General features: G+C 65.1%; 25 protein-coding genes and 2 tRNA genes. 14 read left to right on the top strand and 13 right to left on the bottom strand.

Features of this window, described 5'->3' with window-relative positions:
- Positions 1-6: 6 nt before the first annotated feature.
- Positions 7-80: transfer RNA gene (locus AAC014_RS05650), tRNA-Gly, on the bottom strand.
- A gap of 78 nt (positions 81-158) precedes the next feature.
- Between AAC014_RS05650 and metZ the strand changes: the two genes are divergently transcribed.
- Both metZ and apaG read left to right on the top strand, forming a co-directional pair.
- Positions 159-1,367, top strand: coding sequence for an O-succinylhomoserine sulfhydrylase (gene metZ, locus AAC014_RS05645; protein ID WP_339705300.1), 1,209 nt, complete (start codon positions 159-161; stop codon positions 1,365-1,367).
- On the top strand, positions 1,364-1,771 hold the full coding sequence (gene apaG, locus AAC014_RS05640) for a Co2+/Mg2+ efflux protein ApaG (protein WP_121047789.1): 408 nt from the start codon (positions 1,364-1,366) through the stop codon (positions 1,769-1,771). Before metZ ends, apaG begins: the two co-directional genes overlap by 4 nt.
- Position 1,772: 1 nt before the next feature.
- On the opposite strand, the gene AAC014_RS05635 is transcribed toward apaG, so the two are convergent.
- The 4 genes from AAC014_RS05635 to AAC014_RS05620 all read right to left on the bottom strand — a co-directional run bounded on the left by AAC014_RS05635 (position 1,773) and on the right by AAC014_RS05620 (position 5,072).
- Positions 1,773-2,159 carry a hypothetical protein gene (locus AAC014_RS05635; RefSeq protein WP_339705290.1) on the bottom strand — a complete coding sequence of 129 codons (387 nt, stop codon included), beginning with the start codon at positions 2,157-2,159 and terminating at the stop codon, positions 1,773-1,775.
- Positions 2,160-2,245: 86 nt separating this feature from the next.
- Positions 2,246-3,172 carry an Hsp33 family molecular chaperone HslO gene (locus tag AAC014_RS05630; RefSeq protein ID WP_339705287.1) on the bottom strand — a complete coding sequence of 309 codons (927 nt, stop codon included), beginning with the start codon at positions 3,170-3,172 and terminating at the stop codon, positions 2,246-2,248.
- A complete protein-coding gene (gene argF, locus AAC014_RS05625) occupies positions 3,151-4,080 on the bottom strand; it encodes an ornithine carbamoyltransferase (RefSeq protein ID WP_339705284.1) in 930 nt (309 codons plus the stop codon). Before argF ends, AAC014_RS05630 begins: the two co-directional genes overlap by 22 nt.
- Positions 4,081-4,205: 125 nt before the next feature.
- Positions 4,206-5,072, bottom strand: a complete 867-nt coding sequence (locus AAC014_RS05620; RefSeq protein WP_339705360.1) for an ABC transporter permease — start codon at positions 5,070-5,072, stop codon at positions 4,206-4,208.
- Between the two features lie 78 nt (positions 5,073-5,150).
- Here AAC014_RS05620 and AAC014_RS05615 point away from each other — a divergent pair, with 78 nt between their 5' ends.
- A complete protein-coding gene (locus AAC014_RS05615) occupies positions 5,151-5,741 on the top strand; it encodes a GcrA family cell cycle regulator (RefSeq protein WP_339705280.1) in 591 nt (196 codons plus the stop codon).
- Positions 5,742-5,982: 241 nt separating this feature from the next.
- On the opposite strand, the gene AAC014_RS05610 is transcribed toward AAC014_RS05615, so the two are convergent.
- Both AAC014_RS05610 and phaC read right to left on the bottom strand, forming a co-directional pair.
- Positions 5,983-6,876, bottom strand: a complete 894-nt coding sequence (locus AAC014_RS05610) for a hypothetical protein (RefSeq protein ID WP_339705277.1) — start codon at positions 6,874-6,876, stop codon at positions 5,983-5,985.
- Positions 6,877-6,919: 43 nt separating this feature from the next.
- Positions 6,920-8,695 carry a class I poly(R)-hydroxyalkanoic acid synthase gene (gene phaC, locus AAC014_RS05605; RefSeq protein WP_339705274.1) on the bottom strand — a complete coding sequence of 592 codons (1,776 nt, stop codon included), beginning with the start codon at positions 8,693-8,695 and terminating at the stop codon, positions 6,920-6,922.
- A 126-nt stretch (positions 8,696-8,821) separates the two neighbouring features.
- Between phaC and AAC014_RS05600 the strand changes: the two genes are divergently transcribed.
- The 8 genes from AAC014_RS05600 to AAC014_RS05565 all read left to right on the top strand — a co-directional run bounded on the left by AAC014_RS05600 (position 8,822) and on the right by AAC014_RS05565 (position 18,030).
- A complete protein-coding gene (locus tag AAC014_RS05600) occupies positions 8,822-10,036 on the top strand; it encodes an LL-diaminopimelate aminotransferase (protein WP_339705271.1) in 1,215 nt (404 codons plus the stop codon).
- Positions 10,037-10,073: 37 nt separating this feature from the next.
- The gene (locus AAC014_RS05595) at positions 10,074-11,366 is read left to right on the top strand and encodes a homoserine dehydrogenase (RefSeq protein ID WP_339705268.1); all 1,293 of its coding nucleotides are present in this window, start codon (positions 10,074-10,076) and stop codon (positions 11,364-11,366) included.
- Positions 11,367-11,421: 55 nt separating this feature from the next.
- Positions 11,422-12,399, top strand: coding sequence for a class II fructose-bisphosphatase (gene glpX / locus AAC014_RS05590; RefSeq protein ID WP_339705265.1), 978 nt, complete (start codon positions 11,422-11,424; stop codon positions 12,397-12,399).
- Positions 12,371-14,161 carry a single-stranded-DNA-specific exonuclease RecJ gene (gene recJ, locus AAC014_RS05585; protein ID WP_339705262.1) on the top strand — a complete coding sequence of 597 codons (1,791 nt, stop codon included), beginning with the start codon at positions 12,371-12,373 and terminating at the stop codon, positions 14,159-14,161. Before glpX ends, recJ begins: the two co-directional genes overlap by 29 nt.
- Positions 14,162-14,264: 103 nt before the next feature.
- A complete protein-coding gene (gene ahpC / locus AAC014_RS05580; RefSeq protein ID WP_184066706.1) occupies positions 14,265-14,828 on the top strand; it encodes an alkyl hydroperoxide reductase subunit C in 564 nt (187 codons plus the stop codon).
- A gap of 90 nt (positions 14,829-14,918) precedes the next feature.
- On the top strand, positions 14,919-16,499 hold the full coding sequence (ahpF, locus tag AAC014_RS05575; protein WP_339705254.1) for an alkyl hydroperoxide reductase subunit F: 1,581 nt from the start codon (positions 14,919-14,921) through the stop codon (positions 16,497-16,499).
- A gap of 62 nt (positions 16,500-16,561) precedes the next feature.
- Positions 16,562-16,637 (top strand) — tRNA-Glu (locus tag AAC014_RS05570).
- Positions 16,638-16,800: 163 nt separating this feature from the next.
- Positions 16,801-18,030, top strand: a complete 1,230-nt coding sequence (locus tag AAC014_RS05565) for an integrase arm-type DNA-binding domain-containing protein (protein ID WP_339705251.1) — start codon at positions 16,801-16,803, stop codon at positions 18,028-18,030.
- On the opposite strand, the gene AAC014_RS05560 is transcribed toward AAC014_RS05565, so the two are convergent.
- Genes AAC014_RS05560 through AAC014_RS05550 form a run of 3 tightly spaced genes read right to left on the bottom strand, consistent with a single transcriptional unit; the run spans position 17,995 to position 19,020 of the window.
- Entirely contained in the window at positions 17,995-18,216 is a 222-nt protein-coding gene (locus AAC014_RS05560) for an AlpA family transcriptional regulator (RefSeq protein WP_339705248.1), read from the bottom strand. The two genes, AAC014_RS05565 and AAC014_RS05560, sit on opposite strands and share 36 nt — an antisense overlap.
- Positions 18,213-18,434, bottom strand: a complete 222-nt coding sequence (locus AAC014_RS05555; protein WP_339705245.1) for a DUF2274 domain-containing protein — start codon at positions 18,432-18,434, stop codon at positions 18,213-18,215. Before AAC014_RS05555 ends, AAC014_RS05560 begins: the two co-directional genes overlap by 4 nt.
- A 1-nt stretch (position 18,435) precedes the next feature.
- Positions 18,436-19,020, bottom strand: a complete 585-nt coding sequence (locus tag AAC014_RS05550; protein ID WP_339705242.1) for a TrbI/VirB10 family protein — start codon at positions 19,018-19,020, stop codon at positions 18,436-18,438.
- Between the two features lie 85 nt (positions 19,021-19,105).
- On the opposite strand from AAC014_RS05550, the gene AAC014_RS05545 reads away from it, so the two are divergent.
- Positions 19,106-19,255, top strand: coding sequence for a hypothetical protein (locus AAC014_RS05545; RefSeq protein ID WP_339705239.1), 150 nt, complete (start codon positions 19,106-19,108; stop codon positions 19,253-19,255).
- 248 nt (positions 19,256-19,503) lie between these two features.
- Here AAC014_RS05545 and AAC014_RS05540 read toward each other — a convergent pair whose 3' ends face one another.
- Complete coding sequence (locus AAC014_RS05540) at positions 19,504-19,779, bottom strand: HU family DNA-binding protein (protein WP_293784530.1); 276 nt, start codon at positions 19,777-19,779, stop codon at positions 19,504-19,506.
- A gap of 574 nt (positions 19,780-20,353) precedes the next feature.
- Between AAC014_RS05540 and AAC014_RS05535 the strand changes: the two genes are divergently transcribed.
- Positions 20,354-21,391 carry a DUF3363 domain-containing protein gene (locus tag AAC014_RS05535; RefSeq protein ID WP_339705231.1) on the top strand — a complete coding sequence of 346 codons (1,038 nt, stop codon included), beginning with the start codon at positions 20,354-20,356 and terminating at the stop codon, positions 21,389-21,391.
- Here AAC014_RS05535 and AAC014_RS05530 read toward each other — a convergent pair.
- Positions 21,294-21,713, bottom strand: a complete 420-nt coding sequence (locus AAC014_RS05530; RefSeq protein WP_339705228.1) for a hypothetical protein — start codon at positions 21,711-21,713, stop codon at positions 21,294-21,296. The two genes, AAC014_RS05535 and AAC014_RS05530, sit on opposite strands and share 98 nt — an antisense overlap.
- Positions 21,714-21,828: 115 nt before the next feature.
- Positions 21,829-22,896 (bottom strand): DNA polymerase IV, encoded by a 1,068-nt coding sequence (gene dinB, locus AAC014_RS05525; RefSeq protein WP_339705226.1) that lies wholly within the window; start codon positions 22,894-22,896, stop codon positions 21,829-21,831.
- Positions 22,897-22,999: 103 nt separating this feature from the next.
- On the opposite strand from dinB, the gene AAC014_RS05520 reads away from it, so the two are divergent.
- Positions 23,000-24,223: an FAD-dependent oxidoreductase gene (locus AAC014_RS05520; protein ID WP_339705223.1), complete on the top strand. Its 1,224-nt coding sequence runs from the start codon at positions 23,000-23,002 to the stop codon at positions 24,221-24,223.
- Positions 24,224-24,227: the final 4 nt, after the last annotated feature.

The raw sequence follows: 24,227 nt of genomic DNA, 5'->3' as shown, positions 1-24,227 counted from the left end.
TCCGGGTGGAGCGGGTGAAGGGAATCGAACCCTCGTCGTAAGCTTGGGAAGCTTCTGCTCTGCCATTGAGCTACACCCGCACGCCGCTCATTTGAATGGCGCGCCTGCGCTGGTCAAGAGGCGTTGACGCGGACGCGCGCGGCTGCGATGCACGCGCCATGAAACGGATGAGCGGAGCAAACAGGGAAGAAACCAAAGGCTGGCGTCCGGCCACGCGCGCCGTGCGCGGCGGCACGATGCGCAGCGAGTTCGGCGAGACCTCGGAAGCGATCTTCCTGACGTCCGGCTATTGCTACGACGACGCCGAGACGGTGGCGGCGCGCTTCCGCGGCGACGAGAAGGGCATGACCTACTCGCGCCTGCAGAACCCGACCGTCGCGATGTTCGAGGAACGGCTGCGGCTCATTGAGGGCGCCGAGGCGTGCCGCGCGATGGCGAGCGGTATGGCCGCGATGACGGCGGCGCTGCTCTCGCAGCTGCGCGCCGGGGATCATGTCGTCGCGGGCCGCGCGCTGTTCGGCTCCTGCCGCTGGCTCGTCGATTCGCTGCTCCCGAAGTTCGGCGTCGAAACCACGGTCGTCGACGGGCGCGAGGTCGATGACTGGAAGGCGGCGGTACGGCCGAACACCAAGCTGTTCTTCATGGAAACGCCCGCGAACCCCACGCTCGACATCTGCGACATCCGCGCCATCTCCGACATCGCGCACGACGCGGGTGCGGTGGTGGTCGTGGACAACGCCTTCGCTACGCCCGTCCTCCAGCGCCCGCTCGAATTCGGCGCGGACATCGTGGCCTATTCGGCAACGAAGATGCTCGACGGGCAGGGCCGTGTGCTCGCGGGCGCCGTGCTCGGCTCGGAAGAGTTCATCGAAGGCGAACTGCTCGCTTTCACCCGCAACACGGGGCCGACGCTCTCCGCGTTCAACGCATGGGTGGTGCTGAAGGGCCTGGAAACGCTCGAACTCCGGATGGCCAAGCAGTGCGAGAATGCGCTCGCGGTCGCCCGTTTCCTCGATGTGCGCGTGCCGCGCCTGCTTTATCCCGCGCTGCCTTCACACCCCCAGCACAACCTCGCGATGGCGCAGATGTCGGGCGGCGGCACGATTATGAGCCTTTTCGTTGCAGACGGGCGCAAACAGGCGCACGGGCTCTTGGACGCGCTCAGCCTCGTCGATATCTCGAACAACATCGGCGACTCCCGCACGCTGATGACGCACCCGGCCTCGACGACGCACGCCGGCCTCGACGAGAAGGTGCGCGAGGAGATGGGCGTCACGGAGTTGATGCTGCGCCTCTCCGTGGGGCTCGAAGACCCGGTCGACGTCATCGACGATCTCGACCGGGCGCTCTCGGCGGTAGGGTTGTGAAGGAGTTCTTCGCAGCCTCTGCCACGACCGCCGGTGTCACCGTGCGCGCGAACCCGTCCTACCTGCCGGAACGCTCGCTGCCGGAGCGGGACCATTATGTGTGGACCTACCACATCCGCATCGAAAACGGCCGCGACGCGCCGGTGCAGCTCATCAGCCGTCACTGGATCATCACGGACGGGACGGGCAACGTGCACGAGGTACGCGGCGCGGGCGTCGTCGGCGCGCAACCGGTGATCGCGCCGGGCGAGGCCTACGATTATGTCTCCGCCTGTCCGCTCGAAACGCCGATGGGTACGATGGCGGGTTCGTTCCAGATGCTGGATGAAAAGGGGCAGGGCTTCGACGTCGCGATCCCGCTGTTTCTGCTCACGAGTCCCGCGGCGGCCGGCGCCGCGCACTGACTCAGCAGTCGCCGACGCGCTTGAATTCCTGACGCACCGCGAACGGCTCGCGGCCGCGAATGCCCTGTGCGTCGATCGTGAAGTGGTTGCGGTTGTCCTTCACGATGGTCGTGCGCCCGCTGCCGAGACCGCGGCAGCTGTAGGCGACCGTAGCGCGTTCGGTTGTATCCTCGACGATTGTGTGGACACAGCTCTTGCCGTCGGCGGCTTCGAGGCCGACGTGCATCAGCGATTCGGGCGAAATGATACAGCGATTGGCGCCGCCCGAAACGCTGTACGAGCCCGGCTGGAAATCACCGCCGCCGAACAGCGATAGCGTTACCGGCTGCGCGAACGCAGCTGTTGCCGCAACAAGGGCACCACCAGCAAGAACCAGACTACGGCGCATGAGCGCTTCACTCCCTGTCAAATCTCCGGCAGTCCGAAGATAGTCACACCATAACGATGACAGATGAATAAGGCATATCCGGGACGTTAATCCCCCATATCAATTGGGAACAGACGCGAGCAGAACTCGCAGTTTACATCGATCGTACCTGCGGGTCCGCGCATTTCGGCGAGTTCTTCGGCCGGGAAGCGGCCGAGAACCTCGCGGAAGTGCTGCACTGTGCAGCGGCAACCGCGGGTCAGGGGGATCGATGGCGAGACGCGGACCTCGTCCTCATTGAACAGCCGCCAGAGCAGGGTCTCCTCGCTCAAATGGCTGTCGGTCAGCTCCATGTCGGTGATCGTGGAGGCGAGGGCGAGCACATGCTCCCAGTCATGCGTGTCGGTGCGCGCCGTAAGGCGCGGCCCGCCCGTTTCGCCGTGCGGGAGGTGCTGGACGAGAAGCCCGCCGGCCTCCCACGCGCCGTCCTCTGCCTGTCGCACTGCGCCGCGCACGAGTGTTGGCACCTGCTCCGAGTCGGTGAAATAGCGCTCGGCCGCGTGACACAGCGTATCGCCTTCCAGTGGCACGATGCCCTGATAGCGTTCATCGGCGGCGCTCTGGTCGATGGTGATGGCGAGATAGCCGGTGCCGAACAGGTCCGGGAGCAGCGCGCCAGGCACGATCTCGCCGAGCCGCTCAGCGTCGAAGCGCAGATAGCCCCGAATCTCGCCGGCGCGGTAGTCGCAGACGAGAAGGTCGATCGGGCCGCCCTTCGACTGCACCTGCACGGTGGTTTGGCCTTCGCCCTTCTGCACCGTGGTGCCGATCAGCACGGTGAGGATCAGCGCTTCGCCGAGGAGCTGGCAGAGCGGGTTAGGGTAGTCGTGCGCGCCAAGGATCGCGGCGAGCGCCGGGCCAAGCCGCGCGACGCGCCCTCGCGCGCTCCGCGCCGGGATCGTGAACGGCAGTACGCGCCCCGACTGCGGCGCGTCTGCAGAACCGTTACCGTTCAGCCGAGTTTGTTCAGACACCAGAGCAGGATCGCTTTCTGTGCATGTAAGCGGTTTTCGGCTTCATCCCACACGGCCGACTGGGGGCCATCCATCACGGCGTCGATGACCTCCTCGCCGCGGTGCGCGGGAAGGCAGTGGAGGAAGAGCGCGGAGGGTTTCGCCTTCGCCATCAGCGCTTCGGTCACCTGATACGGCCCCATCGCGACCAGGCGCTGTGCCGCGCCGGACTGGCCCATCGAAACCCAAGTGTCTGTAACGATGACATCGGCCCCGGCCACGGCCGCTTCGGGGTTACGCTCCACGATGATCCGTGCGCCGCGCGCCTCCGCACGGGCGACCACGGCGTCGTCCGGGTCGTAAGCGGCGGGCACCGACAGGCGCATTTCAAAGCCGAGCAAGCCCGCCGCCTCGATCAGCGAGTAGCAGACGTTGTTGCCGTCGCCGAGCCACGCCCACACCGTGCCTGCGACGCTGCGGCCGAGCCGCTCTTCCACGGTCATCAGATCGGCGGCGATCTGGCAGGGGTGGCCGCTGTCGGTCAGCATGTTGATCACCGGCACGCTGCTGGCTGCGGCAAGCGCTTCGATCTTGTCGTGCCCGTTGGTCCGCAGCGAAATGGCGTCGACGAAGCGGGAAAGCACGCGCGCGGTGTCTTCGATCGTCTCGCCGCGGCCGAGTTGCATGTCCGCCGAGGAGAGAATCATCGCCGAGCCGCCGAGCTGGCGCATCGCCATGTCGAAGGAGACGCGCGTGCGCGTTGAAGACTTCTCGAAGATCGCGGCGAGCACGTGGCCGGCGAGCGGAGCGTCGTCGTCGACCGCGCCCTTCGGACGGCCGGCGCGGGCCTGTTTGCGGCGCTTCGCCTCGTCGAGGATCAGCCGCAGGGCTTCAGCGCCCGTGCTTTCGAGATCGAGAAAGTGCCGCATCGCCCTTCAAACCTTCGTTCGTGAATGGCCCCGAAACCGGCCTTCGAAACGGAAAAAGGCGGCCAATGCTGACCGCCCTTCGGACTTGCGCGCTTCCATGACCTACGCGGGCCTCCAAGTCAATGTCACTGGCGCGTGCGCCAGCCGGTGCGGAGCGCCCAGTAGCACAGCGTCCAGAGCGCCGCGTTGATGGCGATGAGCGCGATCGCGCCGCCAAGCGCGGGGCCGTCGTGGATGCCGATGAAGCCCGAACGGAAGCCGTCGATCACGTAGAAGAACGGGTTGAAGTGGCTCGCCGTGTTCCACACGCCCGCCAGCCGATCGATCGAGTAGAAGGTGCCCGAAAGCAGCGACAGCGGCTGCACGACGAAGTTGGTGACGGCGGCGGCGTGATCGAACTTGTCCGCCCACAGCCCGGTGATGACCCCGAGCAGCCCCAGCATCACCGCGCCCATCGTGCCGTAGAAGAACACGGCGAGCGGATTTTGGATCGCCACCGAAACGCCCGGCCACAGCACCATCGCGCCCCAGACCGCCATGCCGACGAGCCACGCGCGGGTGACGGCGCCCGCGACGAACGAGACGAGCAGCTCCCCCGGCGACAGCGGTGGCATCAATATATCGACGATCGTGCCCTGCACCTTGCCGATCAGGATCGAGGACGAGGTGTTCGCGAAGCTGTTCTGGATCATCGCCATGACGATGAGGCCGGGGGCGAGGAAGCTGTTGAATGGCACACCGAGAACGGTGAGGCTGCCGCGCCCGAGCGCGACGGTGAAAATCGCCAGGAACAGCAGCGTCGTGATGGCGGGCGCCCACACCGTTTGCAGCTGCACCTTGAAGAACCGCCGCACCTCCTTCACATAGAGAGTCCGAAGGCCGGGCCAGTTGATGCGCCCGATGATCGGCACGCCGGGTTCGCTGTGGGCGGGTTCGCTGTGGACCGGCGCGGCCGGTTTCGCTACGGAAGGCTTTGCAAGCTGATCGTGCATCTGCGTGGGAGTAGTGGCTGTGGCCATGCCCCGCAAGCCGGTCGGCTCTTTTGTTTGAAGATTGGAAGTGGGAACGCGATGTCCTGGACGGACGAACGGATCGAGACGCTGAGGAACCTCTGGGAAAAGGGGCTGACAGCGAGCCAGATCGCCGAAAAGCTCGGCAACGTGAGCCGCAACGCGGTGATCGGCAAGGCACACCGGCTGGGTCTGAAGGCACGCCCGTCTCCCGTGAAGGGCGACAGCGACGGCACACCGCGCGAAACGGCGAAGAAGGCCGCCGCGCCGCCCGCGCCCAAATCGAAGCCCGAAGCCGCCGCGCAGCAGGCATCCGCGCCCCAGCCGCGCCCGCCCGCCGAAGCGAAGCCGGTGCCCGTGTCCGCTGCCGCGCCCAAGCCCGCGATGCCCGTACGCACCGCAATGCCCGCTGCGCCGGTGAAGCCGCGCGCCCCCGGCGAGAAGGTGACGCTGCTCGATCTCAGCGACAAGATCTGCAAGTGGCCGATCGGTCACCCCGGCGAGCCCGACTTCCAGTTCTGCGGCCGCCCGGTGAACCCCGGCTTCCCCTACTGCACCCCGCACTGCGCCGAGGCCTATCAGGCCCAACTCCCCCGCGACCGCAACCGGCCCTCAAGGGCGCCGATGCCGCCGTTACCGCGCGTTCGCTGAGGCCTTTTCGCGCGGAGCAATCCGCGCGAAGTAGAGGAAGTGGAGGCCAACGCGCGTTTTTTTTGAAACGCGCGGCGCTGACGGCTGTCCACGGCGCGTTAAGGCGCGGGCGGGGTCGGCGTTTTCCGTTTTCAATGTGCGGACCAGCGATGGCGCCGCGCTTCAAAGAGCGCGCCGAGGCTGGCACAGCTTTTCCTATTTCGGAAGGAATTTCGAAGGTTGGTGTGGTCCGTGGTGCGTACTATTTCAGTGGCCCAATCGAAAATTCATTGTCGCCTATCTCAACGCCATATTCGCATCCCAACCCAAGTGCGACCGCCTGATCCTTCGAACGAGCCATGGGATTGTGAAGCGCGGCGCACTCCATGACCGGCGAGATTGGCTCGCCAAAGTGCAGCGGTGTGTAAGCAACAGCATGGATGTGCTGGAACTCTGAGCGCAGGAAAAAGTCGCGATCAACTGGCTGCTTACCCTCTTGTTCGATCGTCGCCTTGGATTGCCAGCCGCCATCTAATGGCTTGTCGGAGTGATCTCCGATCTGGACAGTTACATACCGTGAACCAATGGGCAGAAAGGCTTTCGCGAAATCTGGAACAGGTCCAGAGATTCCTGGAGCGACCGGAGATTCCTGGCTGAGTCGAAATCCTGAAATGGCGATGACCACATAATCGGCCTTGGCAATTTCACCTGCCTCATAGTGCTTACGGATAGCCTCGGCCTTGTTGGCAAAGCCGCTGGTCAGTCGTCTCAACGCAGCGTCCTCTGTCTTGGCGTCTGTTGACCAAACACTGTATCCGTCGCCCTTCTTCTCAGTCCAAGTGTTGGCCGAATGGGATTCTGGCGTTGTAATCTCCACTAGCAGACGGCCATCGCTCATCTCAAACGCGAGGTCGAAACCTGGTACGCGGCCAAGCGGCTTCCACCCTGCGTCTAGAAGTGCACCGGCGAACAACAGTTCCGATATACGCTGCGGTGTCTCGCGCCGAAACCGTACTGGGAAATCATCATCTAGGAGCATGTGGGCGCGCTCGAAAGTTGCCTCGCACCATGCTGCAATGTCTGGTCGGAAATCTGTCTTACCTAGGTTCTGGAAGTAGCGATGGTCAGTCGAAAGCTGCTCCCCGTCAAAAAGCATTGGCCGTTTCTCCCAAATTTTTGGCCACTGATCGCCCCAACCCCTACCCAACCCGCTCCCGCACATACCGCCCCGGTGCGTCCTCGATCACCTTGAGCTTGCCGCCTTTGGCGCTTTTGCCTGGGGTGCGGGCAGGGATTTGTTTGCCTGATTGCGGCGTCAGCCATTTGATCCAGTCGGGCCACCAGCTTCCGGGGTGTTCGGTGGCGGTGGCGGCGAAGTCTTCGAAGCGTTCGGGGAGGGTGTCGTTCGTCCAGTGCTGGTACTTGTTCGCGTCGGGCGGGTTGACGACGCCGGCGATGTGGCCGCTGCCGGCGAGGACGAAGCGGACCGGGCCGGAGAAGTTGCGCGTGAGCTTCCATGAGGAGCGCGCCGGGGCGATGTGATCCTCTTTGCCGCCCTGAATGTAAACGGGCGTCTTCACCGTGCGCAGGTCGATGGGCGTGCCGTCGATGACGATGCCGCCGGGGACGATCATGCGGTTGTCGCGGTAGAGACCCTCCAGATATTCGGCGTGCCACTTCGCCGGTACGTTCGTGGAATCGGAATTCCAGTAGAGCAGGTCGAAGGGGAAATAGTCCTTTCCGAGCAAGTAGTTGTTGACGACGTAGTTCCAGATGAGGTCGTTCGCGCGGAGCATGTTGAAGGTCGTCGCCATGTAGCGGCCATCGAGATAGCCCTTGCTTTCCGACAGCTCTTTCACGGCCTTCAGATGATCCTCGTCGACGAAGACGCCGAGGTCGCCGCACTCCGAGAAGTCGACTTGCGCGGTGAAGAAGGTCGCCGTCTTCACCTTGTCCGCCGTGTCCCGCGCCGCCATCAGCGCCAGCGTCATCGCGAGCGTGGTGCCGGCGACGCAGTAGCCGATGACGTGTGTGGACTTGACGCCGAGGCCCTTCAGCACGGCATCGATGGCGACGATGAAGCCTTCCTCGATATAGGTCGCGGTGGTTGCGTCGGCGATGCTGGCGTCGGCGTTCTTCCACGACACGACGAACACGGTGAGGCCCTGCGCGACCGCCCAGCGGATGAAGCTCTTTTCCGGCGTCAGATCGAGGATGTAGAACTTGTTGATCCACGGCGGGAAGATGAGGAGCGGGGTCTCGTAAACGTTCGCGGTGCTCGGCGCATATTGGATGAGCTGGAACATCCGGTTTTCGAACACGACCTTGCCGGGGGTGACGGCGACGTTGCGGCCGACCTCGAACGCCTTCTCGTCGGTCATCGTCATGCGGCCGCGCTGGAGATCGTCGAGCAGGTGCTGCGTACCTTTGAGGAGGTTCTCGCCCTTGCTCTCCACCGTGGCCTTCAGCACCTCCGGATTGGTGAGCAGGTAGTTCGAGGGTGAGAGCGCATCGATGAACTGGCGCGTGTAGAAGAGCGCCTTCTGCCGTTCCTTGTCGTCGAGCCCGTCGAGGCCGCCGACGAGCTGGAGCACATACTGGCTGGCGAGCAGGTAGGACGACTTCAGGAAGTCGAACGCGGGCATTTCCGACCACGCCTGCCCTTTGAAGCGCTTGTCGGCGGGAAGCTGCGGGGGCTGCACCTCGCCCGGGGTGGCGAAGGCCTGCCAAAGCGTCATGGCGTCGCGCCAGTAATCCGCCTGCAGCTGGGCGAGGCGGGAAGGGTCCGTCATCGCGGCGGTCGCCATCTTGCTCCACGTTTCCACGAGGCCGAGCGGATCGGGGCCGAGCACGACGCCGTCCGTCGCCTCTTTCGCCATGAATTCCATCATCATCTGTTGCATTTTGCCCGCAAGCCACGTCCAGCGCTGGACGTGATCGGCAAGACCTTCGATGTCGGCGGCGGCAACCATCATGATCTCCCCGGGAGCAGCAGTTGCGCCGACGATAAACAAGCGCTCGCCAAGCGCCAAGGGCGGTCGCTATAACGGCGCCCGCCGCGATCATGCGGCCTATGCACGGGAAAGACCCAAGAGGAGACAATGTCAGACTTCTACCGCATCAAGCGCCTGCCGCCCTACGTGATCGCCGAAGTGAACGCGATGCGGGCAGCGGCACGTGCGGCAGGCGAGGACATCATCGACCTCGGCATGGGCAACCCCGACCTGCCGCCGCCGCAGCACGTGATCGACAAATTGTGCGAAGTGGCGCGGAAACCCGACGCGCACGGCTATTCGGCATCGAAGGGCATTCCGGGGCTGCGGAAGGCGCAGGCAGGCTATTACGCGCGGCGTTTTGGCGTTGAGGTGGACCCGGAGAGCGAGGTCGTGGTGACGCTCGGCTCCAAGGAAGGTCTTGCCAACCTCGCGCAGGCGATCACCGCGCCGGGCGACGTCGTGCTGGCGCCGAACCCGAGCTACCCCATCCACACCTTCGGCTTCATCATCGCGGGTGCAACGATCCGCAGCGTGCCGACGACGCCCGACGAGCGTTATTTCGAGGCGCTGGAGCGCGCGGTGAAGTTCACCGTGCCCAAGCCCTCCGTGCTGGTGATGGGCTATCCTTCGAACCCCACGGCAGAAGTTGTGGACCTTGCCTTCTACGAGCGCGTTGTCGCGTTTGCGAAGGAGCACGGGCTTTGGATTCTCTCGGACCTCGCTTATTCGGAGCTCTATTACGACGGTGTGCCGACGCCCTCCATCCTGCAGGTGCCGGGCGCGAAGGACGTGGCGGTGGAGTTCACCTCCATGTCCAAGACGTACTCGATGGCCGGCTGGCGCATGGGTTTCGCGGTGGGCAACAAGACGCTGATCGCGGCGCTGACGCGGGTAAAATCGTACCTCGATTACGGCGCGTTCACGCCGATCCAGGCGGCGGCTGTGGCGGCGATCAATGGCCCTCAGGATATCGTCGAGAAGAACCGCGAGCTCTACAAGCGCCGCCGCGACGTGCTCGTGGAGAGCTTCGGGCGCGCAGGGTGGGATATTCCCAGCTCCCGCGCATCGATGTTCTGCTGGGCACCGCTACCGCCTGCGCTCGCACACCTCGGCAGCCTTGAGTTCACCAAGCAGCTCCTCACCCACGCGGGCGTGGCGGTGGCGCCGGGCGTCGGCTACGGCGAGGACGGCGAGGGCTTCGTGCGTATCGCGATGGTGGAAAACGAACAGCGCATCCGCCAAGCGGCGCGCAACGTGAAACGCTATCTTCAATCGATGGGTGTAAACACGCCGGGCCAGCAAAAGGCCATTGGCGAGTAAACGCTTGTCGGAATGTCTTGAGAATCGGGGTTAAGCAGTGAATCCTCCCTTGCGCATCGCGCTTGCCGGGCTCGGCACGGTCGGCGCCGGCGTCGTTAAACTTCTGGATGAGAACCGCGATCTGATCGCGCGCCGCGCCGGGCGGCCGATTGAGATCGTTGTGGTATCGGCGCGTGACCGGTCGCGTGACCGGGGTATCGATCTTTCGCGGTTCGAGTGGGTCGACGATACCTCGTCGCTTGCCGAGCGCGATGACGTCGATGTGATCGTCGAACTGATCGGCGGGTCGGATGGCCCGGCGGTGGCACTGGTGCGCAGCGCGATCGCAAGCGGCAAGGGCGTCGTCACCGCGAACAAGGCGATGATCGCCCACCACGGGCTCGAACTCGCGGGCGCCGCGGAGAGGGCGGGAACGCCGCTGAAGTACGAAGCGGCGGTGGCCGGCGGCATCCCGATCATCAAGGCGATCCGCGAGGGCGCCGCGGCGAACCGCATCGACCGCGTGTACGGCATCCTCAACGGCACCTGTAACTATATCCTCACCGAAATGGAGGAGAAGGGCGCGGCGTTCGGCGATGTGCTCGCGGAGGCGCAGCGGCTGGGTTACGCCGAGGCCGATCCGACCTTCGACATCGACGGCATCGATGCCGCGCACAAGCTCGCGATCCTCGCGAGTCTCTCGTTCGGCAGCGAGATCGACTTCGCGAGCGTCCGAACCACGGGCATCCGCGCCGTGGCGGCGACAGACATCGCGCACGCGGCCGAGCTTGGCTTCCGCGTACGGCTCGTCGGGCTTGCCGAGGTGGTGGACGACCGCATCCACCAGCGCGTGCATCCATGCCTCGTCCCGCTCGCTAACCCGCTCGCCAAGGTCACGGGTTCGCTGAACGCCGTGGTGGCGGAAGGCAATTTCGTCGGCCGGCTGTTCTTCGAAGGGCGCGGCGCGGGGGAAGGGCCGACGGCAAGCGCCGTCGTCGCCGACCTCATCGACATTGCACGCGGTGAGGCGGGCCCTGCCTTCGCCATGCTTTCGCACCATCTGGAGCCGATCGGCGCAGGCGAGGCGGCAGACCGCCGCGGGCGCTACTACCTGCGTCTGTCGGTCGCCGACGAGACGGGCGTGCTTGCCGAACTCGCGGCGATGCTGCGCGACGCGGGCGTTTCCATCGACAGTCTGATTCAGCGCGGGCAGGCCGACGCGGGCGGCGTGTTCATCGCGATCGTCTCGCACGAAACAAACGAAAGCGCAGTCCGCAAAGCCATCGAGGCGATGCGCGCGAGCAGCAGCGTGCTTGGCGAACCGATGCTGATGCATATTCTGGACTTTTAAGGCTGGCCGTCTACCAGCCTTTGGACATATTCGAATCGACAGGAGTTCAAGCCCGATGGTGAAACGCAGCGACGTGCTGGAGCGCGTACTCGTCCTGGAAATGGTGCGCGTGACGGAATGCGCCGCGATGGCGGCCTCGCACCTCGTGGGACGCGGCGACGAGAAGGCCGCCGACGCCGCCGCCGTTGATGCCATGCGCGATGCGCTGAACGAACTCGCCTTCGACGGCACCATCGTGATCGGCGAGGGCGAGCGCGACGAGGCCCCGATGCTCTACATCGGTGAAAAGGTCGGCGCCGCGATCGGCACGGGCCCCAAGATCGACATCGCGCTCGATCCGCTGGAAGGCACCACGATCACCGCCAAGGCCGGACCGAACGCGCTTGCCGTGCTCGCCATCGCCGAAGAGGGTTGCCTGCTGAACGCGCCCGACGTCTACATGGACAAGCTCGCTATCGGACCGGGCTATGCGAAAGACCTCGTCAGCCTCGACAAGAGCGTCACCGAGAACGTGAACGCGCTGGCGAAGGCGAAGGGCGTGAAGCCCAACGAGATCATCGCCTGCGTGCTCGATCGCCCGCGTCACGAGAAGCTGATCGCCGAACTGCGGTCGATCGGCTGCGGCGTGGCGCTGATCCCCGACGGCGACGTGGCGGGGGTGATCGCGGTGACGAACCCCGAGACGACGGTCGATATCTATCTTGGCCAGGGCGGCGCGCCTGAGGGCGTGCTCGCGGCGGCGGCATTGCGCTGCGTCGGCGGGCAGATCCAGGGCCGGCTGGTGTTCCGCAACGACGACGAGCGCCTGCGCGCGGCGAAGTGGGGCATCACCGATCTCGACCGCATCTACGACACCGAAGACATGGCCAAGGGCGACGTGATCTTCGCGGCGACGGGCGTGACCGATGGTTCGCTGCTCGACGGCGTGAAGCACCTCAAAGGCGGCCTCGTGACGACCGAATCGGTCGTGATGCGCGCGTCTTCGGGCACGGTCAGGTGGGTGCGTGGCGAGCATCGCCGTTCCGACGCCTGACGCCTTTGTCTTTGGCGTCAGCCGCTCGATCAGCGGACGGCAATGGCGCTGGCGGGGAGGCCCGCCGGGCGATGCTGCCGATGCGCTGAGGCTCGGCATCAGCGATGTGACCGCGCGGCTGTTCACCGCGCGCGGCGTGCGCGTGGAGGATATCGCCAGCCTGTCGCAGCCGACGATCCGCGACCTGCTGCCCGACCCCTCAATTTTCCGCGATATGGACACGGCAGCCACGCGTATCGCCGACGCGGTGACGCGCGGCGAGGCCGTGGTGATCTTCGGCGACTATGACGTGGACGGGGCGACCAGCGCGGCGGTGCTGATCCGCTTCCTGCGCGCGGTGGGCGGCACGGTTTCGCATTACATCCCGGATCGGCTGCTCGAAGGCTACGGCCCCTCGGCGGAGGCGCTGGTGGCGTTGAAGCGCGCGGGTGCGGACCTCGTCGTCTGCGTCGACTGCGGTACGCAGGGTTTCGAGGCGCTGGAGGCCGCAAAGGACGCCGGGCTCGATGTGATCGTCGTCGATCATCACAAGGCCTCGACGTTGCTGCCGCCCGCCGTCGCCATCGTGAACCCCAACCGCATCGATGAAGACGAAGGCGCCGCGTTCGGGCACCTCGCGGCGGTCGGCATGGCATTTCTCGTCGCCGTGGCAGTGAACCGGGAATTGCGCGCGCGCGGCTGGTTTGCCGGAAGGCCTGAACCGAGACTCACCGAACTGCTCGACCTCGTCGCGCTCGGCACGGTGGCGGACGTGGTGCCGCTTACTGGCCTTAACCGCGCATACGTGTCGCAAGGCCTCAAGGTGATGGCGACGCGCCGCAACGCGGGCCTCGCCGCGCTGGCCGCCGCCGCGCGGCTGGAGCGTGCGCCGCGCGCTTCGGACCTCGGCTTCGCGCTCGGGCCGCGCATCAATGCGGGCGGGCGCGTGGGCCAGGCGGACCTCGGCGTGCGGCTGTTGACGGGGGAGGGCGATGAACTCGCCGGGCTCGCGGACGAACTCAACCGGCTGAACGAGGAACGGCGCGCGATCGAAGCGCTGGTGACGGAGGCGGCCATCGCGGCGTGTGAACGCGCAGGCAACGCGCCCGTCGCGGTGATCGCGGGCGATGGCTGGCATCCCGGCGTCATCGGCATTGCCGCGAGCCGCCTCAAGGACCGTTTCGGCGTGCCCGCGCTCGTGATCGGCATTGATGATGCTGGGACGGGCAAGGGCTCCGGCCGCTCGATCCCCGGCGTCGATCTCGGCGCGGCGGTTCTGGCGGCGCGCGACGCGGGGCTCATCAGCGCAGGGGGCGGCCACGCCATGGCGGCGGGCGTCACCGTGGCGCGTGAGCGTGTCGATGATCTCGCCCGGTTCCTCTGCGAGCGGCTGGAGGGCGATGTGACGCGGTCCCGCGCCGTGGACGCGCTTTCCTTCGATCTCGCGTTGGCACCTGCGGGCGTTACGGTGTCGCTCGCCGAGGCCTTGGAAGCCGCGGGGCCTTATGGAGCGGGTTGGCCGGGGCCGCGCGTCGCGGCTGGGCCGTTTTCCGTGGTGAAGGCCGATATCGTCGGCACGGGTCATGTCCGCGTGTTTCTGGCGGGCGCCGACGGCGCGCGCGTCAAGGCCGTGGCGTTCCGCAGTGTGGATACGCCGCTCGGCGCTGCGCTGATGCAGGCGGGCGGGCGGAGGCTCTGGGTGTCGGGGCGGGTGAGTCAGGATGATTGGGGCTCGACGCCGCGCGCGGAACTCCACCTCGACGACGCGGCATGGGCCGACTGATCGATAATATCAATCTGTCTGTCTCAAAAAAGTAATTTCTTCTTCGCTCCGTGCGTTGCTAAAGGATCACCATCCCCCAGTAACCCACAGCAATGGAGCGTACATGTCCCTCGTTAATACCCCCATCAAGCCGTTCAAAGCGCAGGCCTTCAAGCAGGGCAAGTTCGTCGAGGTGACGGACGCGGACGTGAAGGGCAAATGGTCGATCTTCTTCTTCTACCCGGCCGATTTCACCTTCGTGTGCCCGACCGAACTCGAAGACCTCGCCGACATCTATCCGACGCTGCAGGGCATGGGTGTGGAAGTATACTCGGTCTCCACCGACACGCATTTCTGCCACAAGGCCTGGCACGACACCTCGCCCGCCATCGGTAAGATCAACTACTTCATGCTGGGCGACCAGAACCACGACATCTCGAACAACTTCGAAATCCTGCGCGCCGGCGTCGGCCTTGCCGATCGCGGCACGTTCGTCGTCGATCCCGAAGGCACCATTCAGCTCGTCGAGATCACGCCGGAAGGCGTGGGTCGCAACGCTGCCGAACTTCTGCGCAAGATCAAGGCGCTGCAGTACTGGGTGAGCCATCCGGGCGAAGTCTGCCCGGCGAAGTGGGAAGAGGGCGACAAGACGCTCGCCCCCTCGCTCGACCTCGTCGGCAAGATCTAAGCAACCCCTTGGGTCGCAGGGGGCTTCCGGGGGCGGTTCACGCCGCCTCCGGAAGCTCGCGACCACACTGAATTTTTCCGGAGCGAACCCATGCTGGACGACAATCTCAAGCAGCAGCTGAAGGCGTATCTGCAGAACATCACGCAGCCGATCGAACTGGTGGCGTCGCTGGGCGAGGATGCGAAGTCCGCGGAGATGAACACGCTCCTCGAAGAGATTGCAGCGCTTTCGGACAAGGTGAGCGTCGTCCGCAAGGATGACGACAAGCGCAGGCCTAGCTTCATGATCCGTCGCGTCGGCACCGACATCGGCGTGCGTTTCGCGGGCCTCCCCATGGGCCATGAGTTCACGAGCCTCGTTCTCGCACTTCTGCAGGTCGGCGGGCACCCGTCGAAAGCCGCGCAGGACGTGATCGAACAGGTGAAGGCGCTGGACGGCGACTTCGAGTTCGAGACCTACTTCTCGCTGTCGTGCCAGAACTGCCCGGACGTGGTGCAGGCGCTGAACCTGATGGCGGTGCTCAATCCGCGTATCAGGCACACCGCGATCGACGGTGCGCTCTTCAAGGGCGAGGTCGACGAGCGTAAGGTTATGGCTGTGCCGACCGTGTTTTTGAACGGTGAACCGTTCGCCTCCGGCCGCATGGAGCTGGAGCAGATCGTCGCGAAGATCGACACGGGTGCGCAGGCGCGCGCAGCTGAGAAGATCAAGGGCAAGGCGCCGTTCGACGTGCTCGTCGTCGGCGGCGGGCCGGGCGGTGCGGCGGCGGCGATCTATGCGGCGCGCAAGGGCATTCGCGTGGGCGTCGCTGCCGAGCGTTTCGGTGGGCAGGTGCTCGACACGATGGGCATCGAGAACTTCATTTCCGTGCAACACACGGAAGGTCCGAAGCTTGCCGCGCAGCTCGAGCAGCACGTGAAGGACTATGACGTCGACATCATGAACCTCCAGAAGGCCGAAAAGCTGATCCCAGCACGTGTGCCGGGCGGGCTACACGAGGTGCGGCTGGAGAATGGCGCGTCGCTGAAGGCGCGGACCGTGGTGCTCGCCACAGGCGCGCGCTGGCGGCAGATGAACGTGCCGGGTGAGGACGCCTACCGCAACAAGGGCGTGGCGTATTGCCCGCACTGCGACGGCCCGCTGTTCAAGGGCAAGCGCGTCGCGGTGATCGGCGGCGGCAACTCGGGCGTGGAAGCGGCGATCGACCTTGCCGGGATCGTCGCGCATGTGACGCTGATCGAGTTCGACAGCCAGCTTCGCGCCGACGCGGTGCTGCAGCGCAAGCTCGGCAGCCTGCCGAACGTGAAGATCATCACGTCAGCGCTCACCACCGAGGTGCTGGGCGACGGCGAGAAGGTGACGGCGCTGACCTACAAGGACCGGAGCAGTGATGATCTGCACCAGATCGAGCTGGAAGGCATCTTCGTGCAGATCGGCCTCGTGCCGAACACCGAGTGGCTGAAGGACGCGGTCGCGCTTTCCCCGCGCGGCGAGGTCGAGGTCGATCACCGCGGCGAAACGAGCCAGCCGGGCATTCTTGCGGCGGGCGACTGCACTACCGTGCCCTACAAGCAGATCGTGATCGCGATGGGGGAAGGATCGAAGGCGGCACTCTCTGCGTTCGACTATCTGATCCGGACAGTGCCAGCGGAAGAGGCTCAGGCGGCCTGAGCCTCATATCCGGCTTGACCGGTTGAGACGACCTCATTAGTGGGGGCGCCTCAACCGGCGCTGGCCCCATCGTCTAGCGGTCTAGGACGTCGCCCTTTCACGGCGAAAACACGGGTTCGAGTCCCGTTGGGGTCACCACGAAGCCTTCCCAAGGCATCCCAAGACATGCCATAAGTGGCTGTTTTCTGCCGTTTATTCTGCTATAATGCTCCCAGGCCATCCCGCTCTGGACCGCCACATACCATCAATCTGATGGTATTTTTGATGGTACATCGAGCGGGTCCGTCAGGGAGATACCATCATGGGTCTGAGCACCGTTGCCATCAAAGCCGCGAAGGGGCGGGACAAGCCGTTCAAGCTGACGGATGGCGATGGCCTCTACCTGCTGGTTCTGCCCTCTGGCGCACGATATTGGCGGATGAACTACCGGTATCTGGGCAAGCAGAAGACGCTCGCGCTAGGCGTCTGGCCGGAAACCGGGCTTGCCGAAGCACGTGAGCGCCGGGACAATGCGCGCAAGGTGCTTGCTGAGGGAAACGACCCCGGTGAGCATATCAAGCTCGAACGCATCGCCGCGAGCGTCGCTGCCGCGAACAGCTTCAAGGCCGTTGCCGATGAGTGGCTGGTCAAGGTCGAGCGGGAGGGGCGCTCGACGGTCACCATGAAGAAGCTGCGCTGGCTGCTCGACTTTGCGTGCCAATCGATCGGAAACCGACCGATTGCGTCGATCACGGCCCAGGAGTTGCTGCTGATGCTCCGCAAGATGGAGGTCAAGGGGCACTATGAGACGGCGCGCCGGCTGCGCAGTACCTGCTCGCAGGTTTTTCGATATGCCATTGCCACGGCACGCGCCGAGCGCGACATCGCGTCCGACCTGAAGGGCGCGCTGATTGCGCCAAAGCCCGTTCACCGCGCGGCGATCACGAAAGCCGAGGAGGTGGGAGGCCTGCTCCGGGCGATCGACGCGTTCACGGGGCAAGCGAACACGAAAGTGGCGCTGCGTCTCCTGCCGCACGTTTTCGTACGTCCCGGCGAACTCAGGTTTGCGGAGTGGACCGAACTCGATCTCGACGCAGCCGTCTGGACCATCCCCGCGCAGAAAATGAAGATGCGCCGGCCCCACGCCATCCCGCTCTCGCGCCAGGCCATCGAAATCATCGGCTCAATCCAGCATGATGCGCGCTACAGTCGGTTTCTGTTTCCGTCACTACGGTCGGCGAACCGGCCGATGTCGGAAAACACGATCAACGCGGCCTTGCGGCGCATGGGCTTCGCGCAGTCCGAAATGACGGGCCACGGCTTTCGGGCGATGGCCGCGACGTTGCTCAATGAAATGGGGATGTGGCACGCCGATGCCATCGAGCGGCAGCTCGCGCACTGCGACGGCAATGCCGTGAGGCGGGCTTACGCGCGGGGCGAGTACTGGGAGGAACGTGTGCGCATGATGCAGCACTGGTCCGACTATCTCGACACGCTCCGGAGAACGTCTCCCGCACTAACCGGTGTCAGACATCTCCGGCTGGCGGTATGAGGACGGGCTTTCCACCCACCTGTTTAGCTCGGATTCGCGCCATCCGATGCAGCGCAGGCCGAGCGTCACCTGCCGCGGAAACGTACCTTCCTCGATCTTGCGGTAAAGCGTTGACCGCGTAAGACCGCTCCGCTTGAGGACTTCGGGAAGCCGCAGGAATCGGTCCGCGCGCGGGGCGCCGCTCATGACGGTATCCTCGTCCGGGCGCGCACGAAGGCCTTGTCGGTCTCGAGGAACAGGCGAAGCATGAACGGGATCAGCTCGGTGATGGACTCGGTTTCTCCATACTGCTCGCGGTAGAGGTCGGCGTAGGTGGAGAGATGCCGGTGGAGATCAGGAGTTAGCGTGATCGTCAGCTTGACCGGACTGCGATCCGGCAGGCGCGGGAGGCGCAGTGCACTCATCCTAATGGCTCCTTTCAGAAGGCTCAATGACGAGATCCTGATGAACGAGCAGCCTGATCGGCGTGCCCGGTCTGACGATGATGGTCGGACGGACCCCAAGACCGCGCGAGACGATCTGGTCGCCGGCCCGGCTGCCGCTCGACTGGACCGCTGAGCGCAGGGCATCGGCGAGATCGTTGTCCCCTGCGATGGCAAGCTCCGATCCGATGCCGAGGAGCGTGGACAGGGCCACGGCTTTCAGGACTTCCCCGCTGTGCATATCGACGCGGTCGCTGATGCCGGCATAGCCACCGGCGTCGGTCGCAGGGGGCTCGCCAAGTGCCAATCCGCGACCATCGGGGAAGATGAGCCGCTGCCAGACGACGAGTGCGCGCGCCGGGCCGAACGCGATATTGCTCTCGTAGCGGCCGAGCAGCCGCGCGCCCTGCGGCACCAGAAGAATGCGTCCTGTCGGACTGTCGTAGACATTCTCGGTGACCTGCGCGGTGACAAGCCCGGGCAGGTCCGAGTTGAGGCCGGTGATGAGGCTCGCGGCGATGACGCTACCGGCGGATAGAAGATTGGGGGAAGGCGCTGGGCCAAGCACGTGGGTGTCTGTTGACGGCTGCGGTCCTGACGGTTCGGCGTCATTGCCGTCGGCAAGTGGATTGGTACCTGAGAGGCGAACCAGAATGGGGGCGTACGTGAAGGCGCGCTACTCGCGCCAGTACCGCATCACGGCCGAGGAACTGGACTGGATCGGCAGCCGCGTCGAGGTGCTGCGCGGCCTCATCGAAGAGCTTTGCCTGAAGCGCCTGGACGAGCTCGAACGCGCCGCCTGAACTGCCGGAAGGGCGAGGTTGCCGCGCCGTTTCCGGCGCCCTAGGCTGGCGCCATTCTTCCCCTTTCATGAACTGAACGCCGGCCTTTTGGGCCGGCGTTCCTTTATCCGGGCGGGCGCCTGGGAGCGGCGCTAACGGAACCAGCCCTGCGGCCCTGCGTTCCATCAGCTCCACCCACTTGGTGCGGCCGCCAGCTCTTATGCCCCCTGTAGCTGGCGGCCAGTTTCTTATGGCAGCGCTGCCCGATCTTAACCGTTCAGCCGGTCCTTGACCGCCTTTGCGGGGCTGAACGTGAGCTTGTTCGACGCCGCGATCTGCATCGCCGCGCCGGTGGCCGGGTTGCGACCTTCGCGCGCGGGAGAGGCCTTCACCTTGAACTTGCCGAAGCCGTTTAGCGACACTTCCTCGCCTTTGGCGGCGGCGTCGGTGATCGCGGCGAACACCGCATCGACGGCCTTGCGCGCATCGGCCTTGGTGGTCCCGAGCGTCTCGGCAAGCGCGTCGGCGAGATCGGCATTGTTCATGTCTGAGCGTCCTTTTTGATGTGAAACACCCGTCTGAGCCCCCGAGGAATCACTGTCAAACGAACACGTCGCGAGCGGGATCGGCCGTTCAAAAAAGCGTGTCCGAACACACGAATCGCACCGCTTCGTGCTGCATTTATGCTGCGCAGCCATCGGCAAGGTTCGGCGGGACTTGCGCAAAATTTGGCGGAAAGCGCGCAAAGCATCGCGTCCATACCCATCCAATCCTGCCGAAATACCCCACGGCATGGTGAGAATGACCGCTTGCCTGCCCGCGCGCGATCATCGGTGTCCATGCCCGTCCGAAGGGGTGCGGAGGAGGGGTGGCGGCATGGGCGCGAAAGGGCAGAAGGGCGGAACGGCAAGATAGAAAGCCGTGCCTCCCGTTGGGCGGCAAGTCCTTGTCTGCACATCGTTTTTATTAGAGGCGGTTTTGCACCCAGCCCTCCATCTGCGAGACAGATTACGCCGGGAGCCGCAGCAATACTGACGTATAGCGCGAGGGTCTTTGGAGGTTCTTGACGGGACTGGTCGGGTTCGCCCTCATCCTGGCTTTTGATGCCGGAGATGGGCGATGGCAGGCGGCGACGACTTCGAACTCTGGCTCGGGCGCATCGGGACCCCGCCGATGCGTACGCGGCTCGCGAAGGCGGCGGCGCGCGCCGGACGCACGGCAAGGCGGGGCCGGTCAGGCTCGACGTTCACCGGTGCGCGCATCGGGCGCGGCGGCGGGGTCGCGAGCGTGCTGCGGACACGCGGGATCAGCCATCGCCGCGTCATCGTGAAGGCGCGGATCGTGAAGCTCGGCAAGGGGCTGTCGGCGGCGCGGGCGCACGTGCGCTATCTCGAGCGCGACGGCACCACGCGCGAGGGCGAGCGGGGACGGCTCTACGGCCCTGAGCAGGATGGCGTCTCGGGGAAGGCCTTCCTGGAGCAGTCGGCGGGCGATCGTCACCAGTTCCGCTTCATCGTCGCACCCGAGGACGGCGACCGGTACGAAGACCTGAAGCCGCTGGTGCGGCGGCTGATGAACGACATGGAAGAGGACTTGGGGACGAAGCTCGACTGGGTGGCGGTCGATCACTTCAACACCGGCCATCCGCACAGCCATGTCATTCTGCGCGGCAAGGATGAGCGCGGCCACGACCTCATCATCGCCAGGGACTATATCACCCACGGCATCCGTGCCCGCGCCGAAGCGATCGTCAGCCTCGACCTTGGCCCCAGAACCGAGCAGGAGATCGTCGCGGCCACCGCGCGCGAGGTGGATGCCGAACGCTACACCAGTCTCGACCGGAAGCTGATGCACGCAAGGGGCGACGACGGCCTCGTCCATCCCGGGCACCGCGACGGCACCGAGCAGGCACTGCGGACGCGGCGGCTGCACAAGCTCGCGCGGCTGGGCCTTGCCGAAGAGGTGCGGCCCGGCTGGTGGAAGCTTGATGAGAACTTGGAGCCGACACTCCGCCGCATGGGCGAGAAGGGTGACATCATCCGCACGATGCAGCGCCAGCTCACCGCGCACGCTTTGTTTCCTCGCCGCGATCATGCGCTGCAATGGCTTCGCGCTGCTCATCCTGGAGCGCATCGGCCCAGCGGATCGCCTGTTTAAGCGAATCGAGTTCGTCCGCACCCGCGCCAACATCACCAAGGTGACGAATCCTGTCCTCAACCGCGCGAAGCGCTGCGGCATCGCGCTGATAGAGACGGCGGTAGCTGGGATCGCCCGTGTCGAGGTACTGACGGGCGTGCTCGGTGAGCGCGAACACTTCCGCATTGAGTGTGCCGGTCGCCTGATCGAGCCGATAACGCTGCTCGACGGCGGCACGTTCCTGCTCGTGCGCGTTCAATGCGAGGATCATCGTCGTTCCGGATACGAGCGTCAGGAGGACGGTTGCTCCATAAGCCCAGTTCGTGATGATGGTGAGCCGCATAGCGCCGAACTTACACCCAACTGGACTTAGAAAGGTTAACGTCTCTCGGCTTGGGCCGCGCTGCGCGCTTTTCTGCGAGGGGTGCGCGTGATCTTCAGGATCGTCGCCGGAGGGTTCAGAACAGCGGCAGCGTCTCCTCGACCGTGTCCATCGGCGTGAAGTTCGAAACCGTTACGCCTACAAGCCTGATCCCCTTGCGTGTCGGCAACACGCTGCGGATGAGGAAAAGGCTGGTTTCGCGAAGGCGTTCCCGGCTGTTCACAGGCGCCGTGTCGCTGCGGCTGCGCGTGATCTGCGTGAAATCCTGATACTTGACCTTGACCGTGACCGTGCGCCCGAACGCCTGCGCTTTCTCGCACCATGCCCAGACGTCGTCGGCCTGCCCGAGGACGCCGGCCTCGATTTCCTCGTCCTCGGTGAGATCCCGCTCGAACGTGGTCTCGCTACCCGATGACTTGCGTATGCGGTCGGGATCGACGGGCCGATTGTCTTCGCCGCGGGCGATCGCGTGATACCATTCCGCCGAACTGCCGAAGTGCTGCCGGAGAAAGGCGAGGGGCTTTTCGCGGAGGTCGCGGCCCGTTTCGATGCCGAGCCGCTTCATCTTCGCTGCCGTCACGGGGCCAATGCCGTGAAAGCGCGCGACCGGCAGCGTTTCGACCCACGCGGCGCCCATCTCGGGCGTGACGGCGAACTGGCCGTTCGGCTTCCGCTGATCGGAGGCGAGCTTTGCGAGAAACTTGTTGTAGGAAACGCCCGCCGACGCTGTGAGTCCGGTTTCGGACACGATGCGTGCGCGAATTTCCTTCGCGGTCTCCCACGCTGTTGCGATGCCGCGGCGGTTCGCGGTGACATCAAGATAGGCTTCATCAAGCGAGAGCGGTTGGATGAGATCGGTGTAATCGCCGAAGATCGTGTGAATTTGCCTGGAAACGGCTCGGTACACGTCGAAGCGGGGGCGCACGAAGATGAGTTCAGGGCATCGCCGGAGCGCTGACACCGAAGGCATCGCCGAACGCACACCGAACGTACGCGCCTCATAGCTTGCGGCGGCAACGACACCGCGCGCGGCACCGTGGCCGACGGCAACGGGCTTCCCTCTCAGCGCCGGATCGTCGCGCTGCTCCACCGACGCGAAGAAAGCGTCCATGTCGATATGGATGATCTTGCGGACCGTGCTCACATCGCGCGTCTAGCGGTTTGGGAACAGATTGTGAACATGATCGTTGTTCGGATCGATCGAGATCGTGGCTATCTGGCCAAACATTCCCTGGAACAAATGCTTCATGCCCCTCACCGAAACCCGGAACCTTCGTGGTGGCACCTCTTGCTGGCAGCCCGAGGGCCATCAGGCGGTCGTTTCCGATGCATTCCCCGATCATGACGTCGACATCGCCATCGTCGGGGCGGGGGTCATGGGCGCCATGCTTGCGGAACGTTTGACGGCCACGGGGCGGAGCGTGGCTCTGTTCGACCGCAGGCCGCCGGGTCATGGCAGCACGGCGGCGTCCACTGCGCTCGCCATGTGGGCGGCGGATGTGCCGCTGACGCACCTGGCAAGCCGCATAGGGGTGAACGAGGCGGCCCGCCGCTGGCGCCGCGTTCACGCCGCCGTGCGTGCGTTGGCGGAACGGATCGATCGCCTCTCTATCGATGCAGCACGTGTGGACAGGCCCGAACTCTATCTGGCGGGAACATTGCTCGACGAGACCGCCCTCGCTGTGGAGTGCGAAGCGAGACGCGCCGCCGGACTCCCCTCGACCTTTCTGGATGGCGATGCCGTTGCCTCACGGTTCGGTCTTCCGGCGCGCGCGGCCCTCCTGTCGGAGGGCGGCTACGAGGTCGATCCGGTCCGCTTGACGCTCAGCCTGCTGGCGCGCGCCCGCGAGCATGGCGCGACGGTCACGTATCCGGTGGACATCATCGCCATCGAACAGAGCGATGCGGGAAATATTCTCCATACGGCCGAGGGCCGGTCCGTGACCGCGCGCGATGTGATCCTCGCCACCGGCTACGAACGCGCGCGGCTGTTCCTGCCTGAAGCGTTCTCGGTCAGTTCCAGCTATGCCATCGCGACGCCGCCCGGAACGGCACCACTCTGGCGCGAGAGCGCGATGATCTGGGAGGCATCGAGTCCTTATATTTACGCGCGTGCTACCTCCGACGGCCGTGTCATCGCGGGTGGTGAGGATGAAAGCTTCGAAGACGGCGCCCGGCGAGACGCGCTCATCGGTGTGAAGCGAGGTACGTTGCAGGCAAAGCTCGGCAAGATCATCGGACGCGACGATGTGCCCGTCGACTGCGCGTGGGGCGCAGCGTTCGGATCATCGCCCGACGGGCTGCCGGCGATTGGCCGTGCTGCCAATCACGAAGGTATCTGGCTCGCCAGCGGGTTCGGCGGCAACGGCGTCACTTTCGCTGCATTGGCGACGGAACTGATCACTGCCGAACTGGACGGCCATTCCGATCCGGATGCAGCCTGCTTCGATCCCTATCGATTCCCTTCCTGAGCAT

This window comes from uncultured Sphingosinicella sp., from assembly GCF_963974575.1.
In the GTDB taxonomy this organism is placed as follows: Bacteria; Pseudomonadota; Alphaproteobacteria; order Sphingomonadales; family Sphingomonadaceae; genus Sphingosinicella.
Note: the sequence above shows the minus strand (reverse complement) of the source record. Positions and strands in the feature narration are given on the sequence as shown.

Excerpts from the sequence above, each read along its gene's own strand:
- phaC (WP_339705274.1), bottom strand. The coding sequence starts at position 8,695 with ATGATGGTTGCCGCCGCCGACATCGAAGGTCTTGCCGATCACGTCCAG.
- metZ (WP_339705300.1), top strand. The coding sequence starts at position 159 with ATGAAACGGATGAGCGGAGCAAACAGGGAAGAAACCAAAGGCTGGCGT.
- AAC014_RS05600 (WP_339705271.1), top strand. The coding sequence starts at position 8,822 with ATGTCAGACTTCTACCGCATCAAGCGCCTGCCGCCCTACGTGATCGCC.
- AAC014_RS05620 (WP_339705360.1), bottom strand. The coding sequence starts at position 5,072 with ATGCACGATCAGCTTGCAAAGCCTTCCGTAGCGAAACCGGCCGCGCCG.
- AAC014_RS05530 (WP_339705228.1), bottom strand. The coding sequence starts at position 21,713 with ATGCGGCTCACCATCATCACGAACTGGGCTTATGGAGCAACCGTCCTC.
- AAC014_RS05635 (WP_339705290.1), bottom strand. The coding sequence starts at position 2,159 with ATGCGCCGTAGTCTGGTTCTTGCTGGTGGTGCCCTTGTTGCGGCAACA.
- AAC014_RS05535 (WP_339705231.1), top strand. The coding sequence starts at position 20,354 with ATGGCAGGCGGCGACGACTTCGAACTCTGGCTCGGGCGCATCGGGACC.
- AAC014_RS05615 (WP_339705280.1), top strand. The coding sequence starts at position 5,151 with ATGTCCTGGACGGACGAACGGATCGAGACGCTGAGGAACCTCTGGGAA.
- ahpC (WP_184066706.1), top strand. The coding sequence starts at position 14,265 with ATGTCCCTCGTTAATACCCCCATCAAGCCGTTCAAAGCGCAGGCCTTC.
- AAC014_RS05610 (WP_339705277.1), bottom strand. The coding sequence starts at position 6,876 with ATGCTTTTTGACGGGGAGCAGCTTTCGACTGACCATCGCTACTTCCAG.
- AAC014_RS05555 (WP_339705245.1), bottom strand. The coding sequence starts at position 18,434 with ATGAGTGCACTGCGCCTCCCGCGCCTGCCGGATCGCAGTCCGGTCAAG.
- AAC014_RS05540 (WP_293784530.1), bottom strand. The coding sequence starts at position 19,779 with ATGAACAATGCCGATCTCGCCGACGCGCTTGCCGAGACGCTCGGGACC.
- glpX (WP_339705265.1), top strand. The coding sequence starts at position 11,422 with ATGGTGAAACGCAGCGACGTGCTGGAGCGCGTACTCGTCCTGGAAATG.
- AAC014_RS05565 (WP_339705251.1), top strand. The coding sequence starts at position 16,801 with ATGGGTCTGAGCACCGTTGCCATCAAAGCCGCGAAGGGGCGGGACAAG.
- AAC014_RS05520 (WP_339705223.1), top strand. The coding sequence starts at position 23,000 with ATGCCCCTCACCGAAACCCGGAACCTTCGTGGTGGCACCTCTTGCTGG.
- ahpF (WP_339705254.1), top strand. The coding sequence starts at position 14,919 with ATGCTGGACGACAATCTCAAGCAGCAGCTGAAGGCGTATCTGCAGAAC.
- AAC014_RS05545 (WP_339705239.1), top strand. The coding sequence starts at position 19,106 with ATGGGGGCGTACGTGAAGGCGCGCTACTCGCGCCAGTACCGCATCACG.
- AAC014_RS05560 (WP_339705248.1), bottom strand. The coding sequence starts at position 18,216 with ATGAGCGGCGCCCCGCGCGCGGACCGATTCCTGCGGCTTCCCGAAGTC.
- argF (WP_339705284.1), bottom strand. The coding sequence starts at position 4,080 with ATGCGGCACTTTCTCGATCTCGAAAGCACGGGCGCTGAAGCCCTGCGG.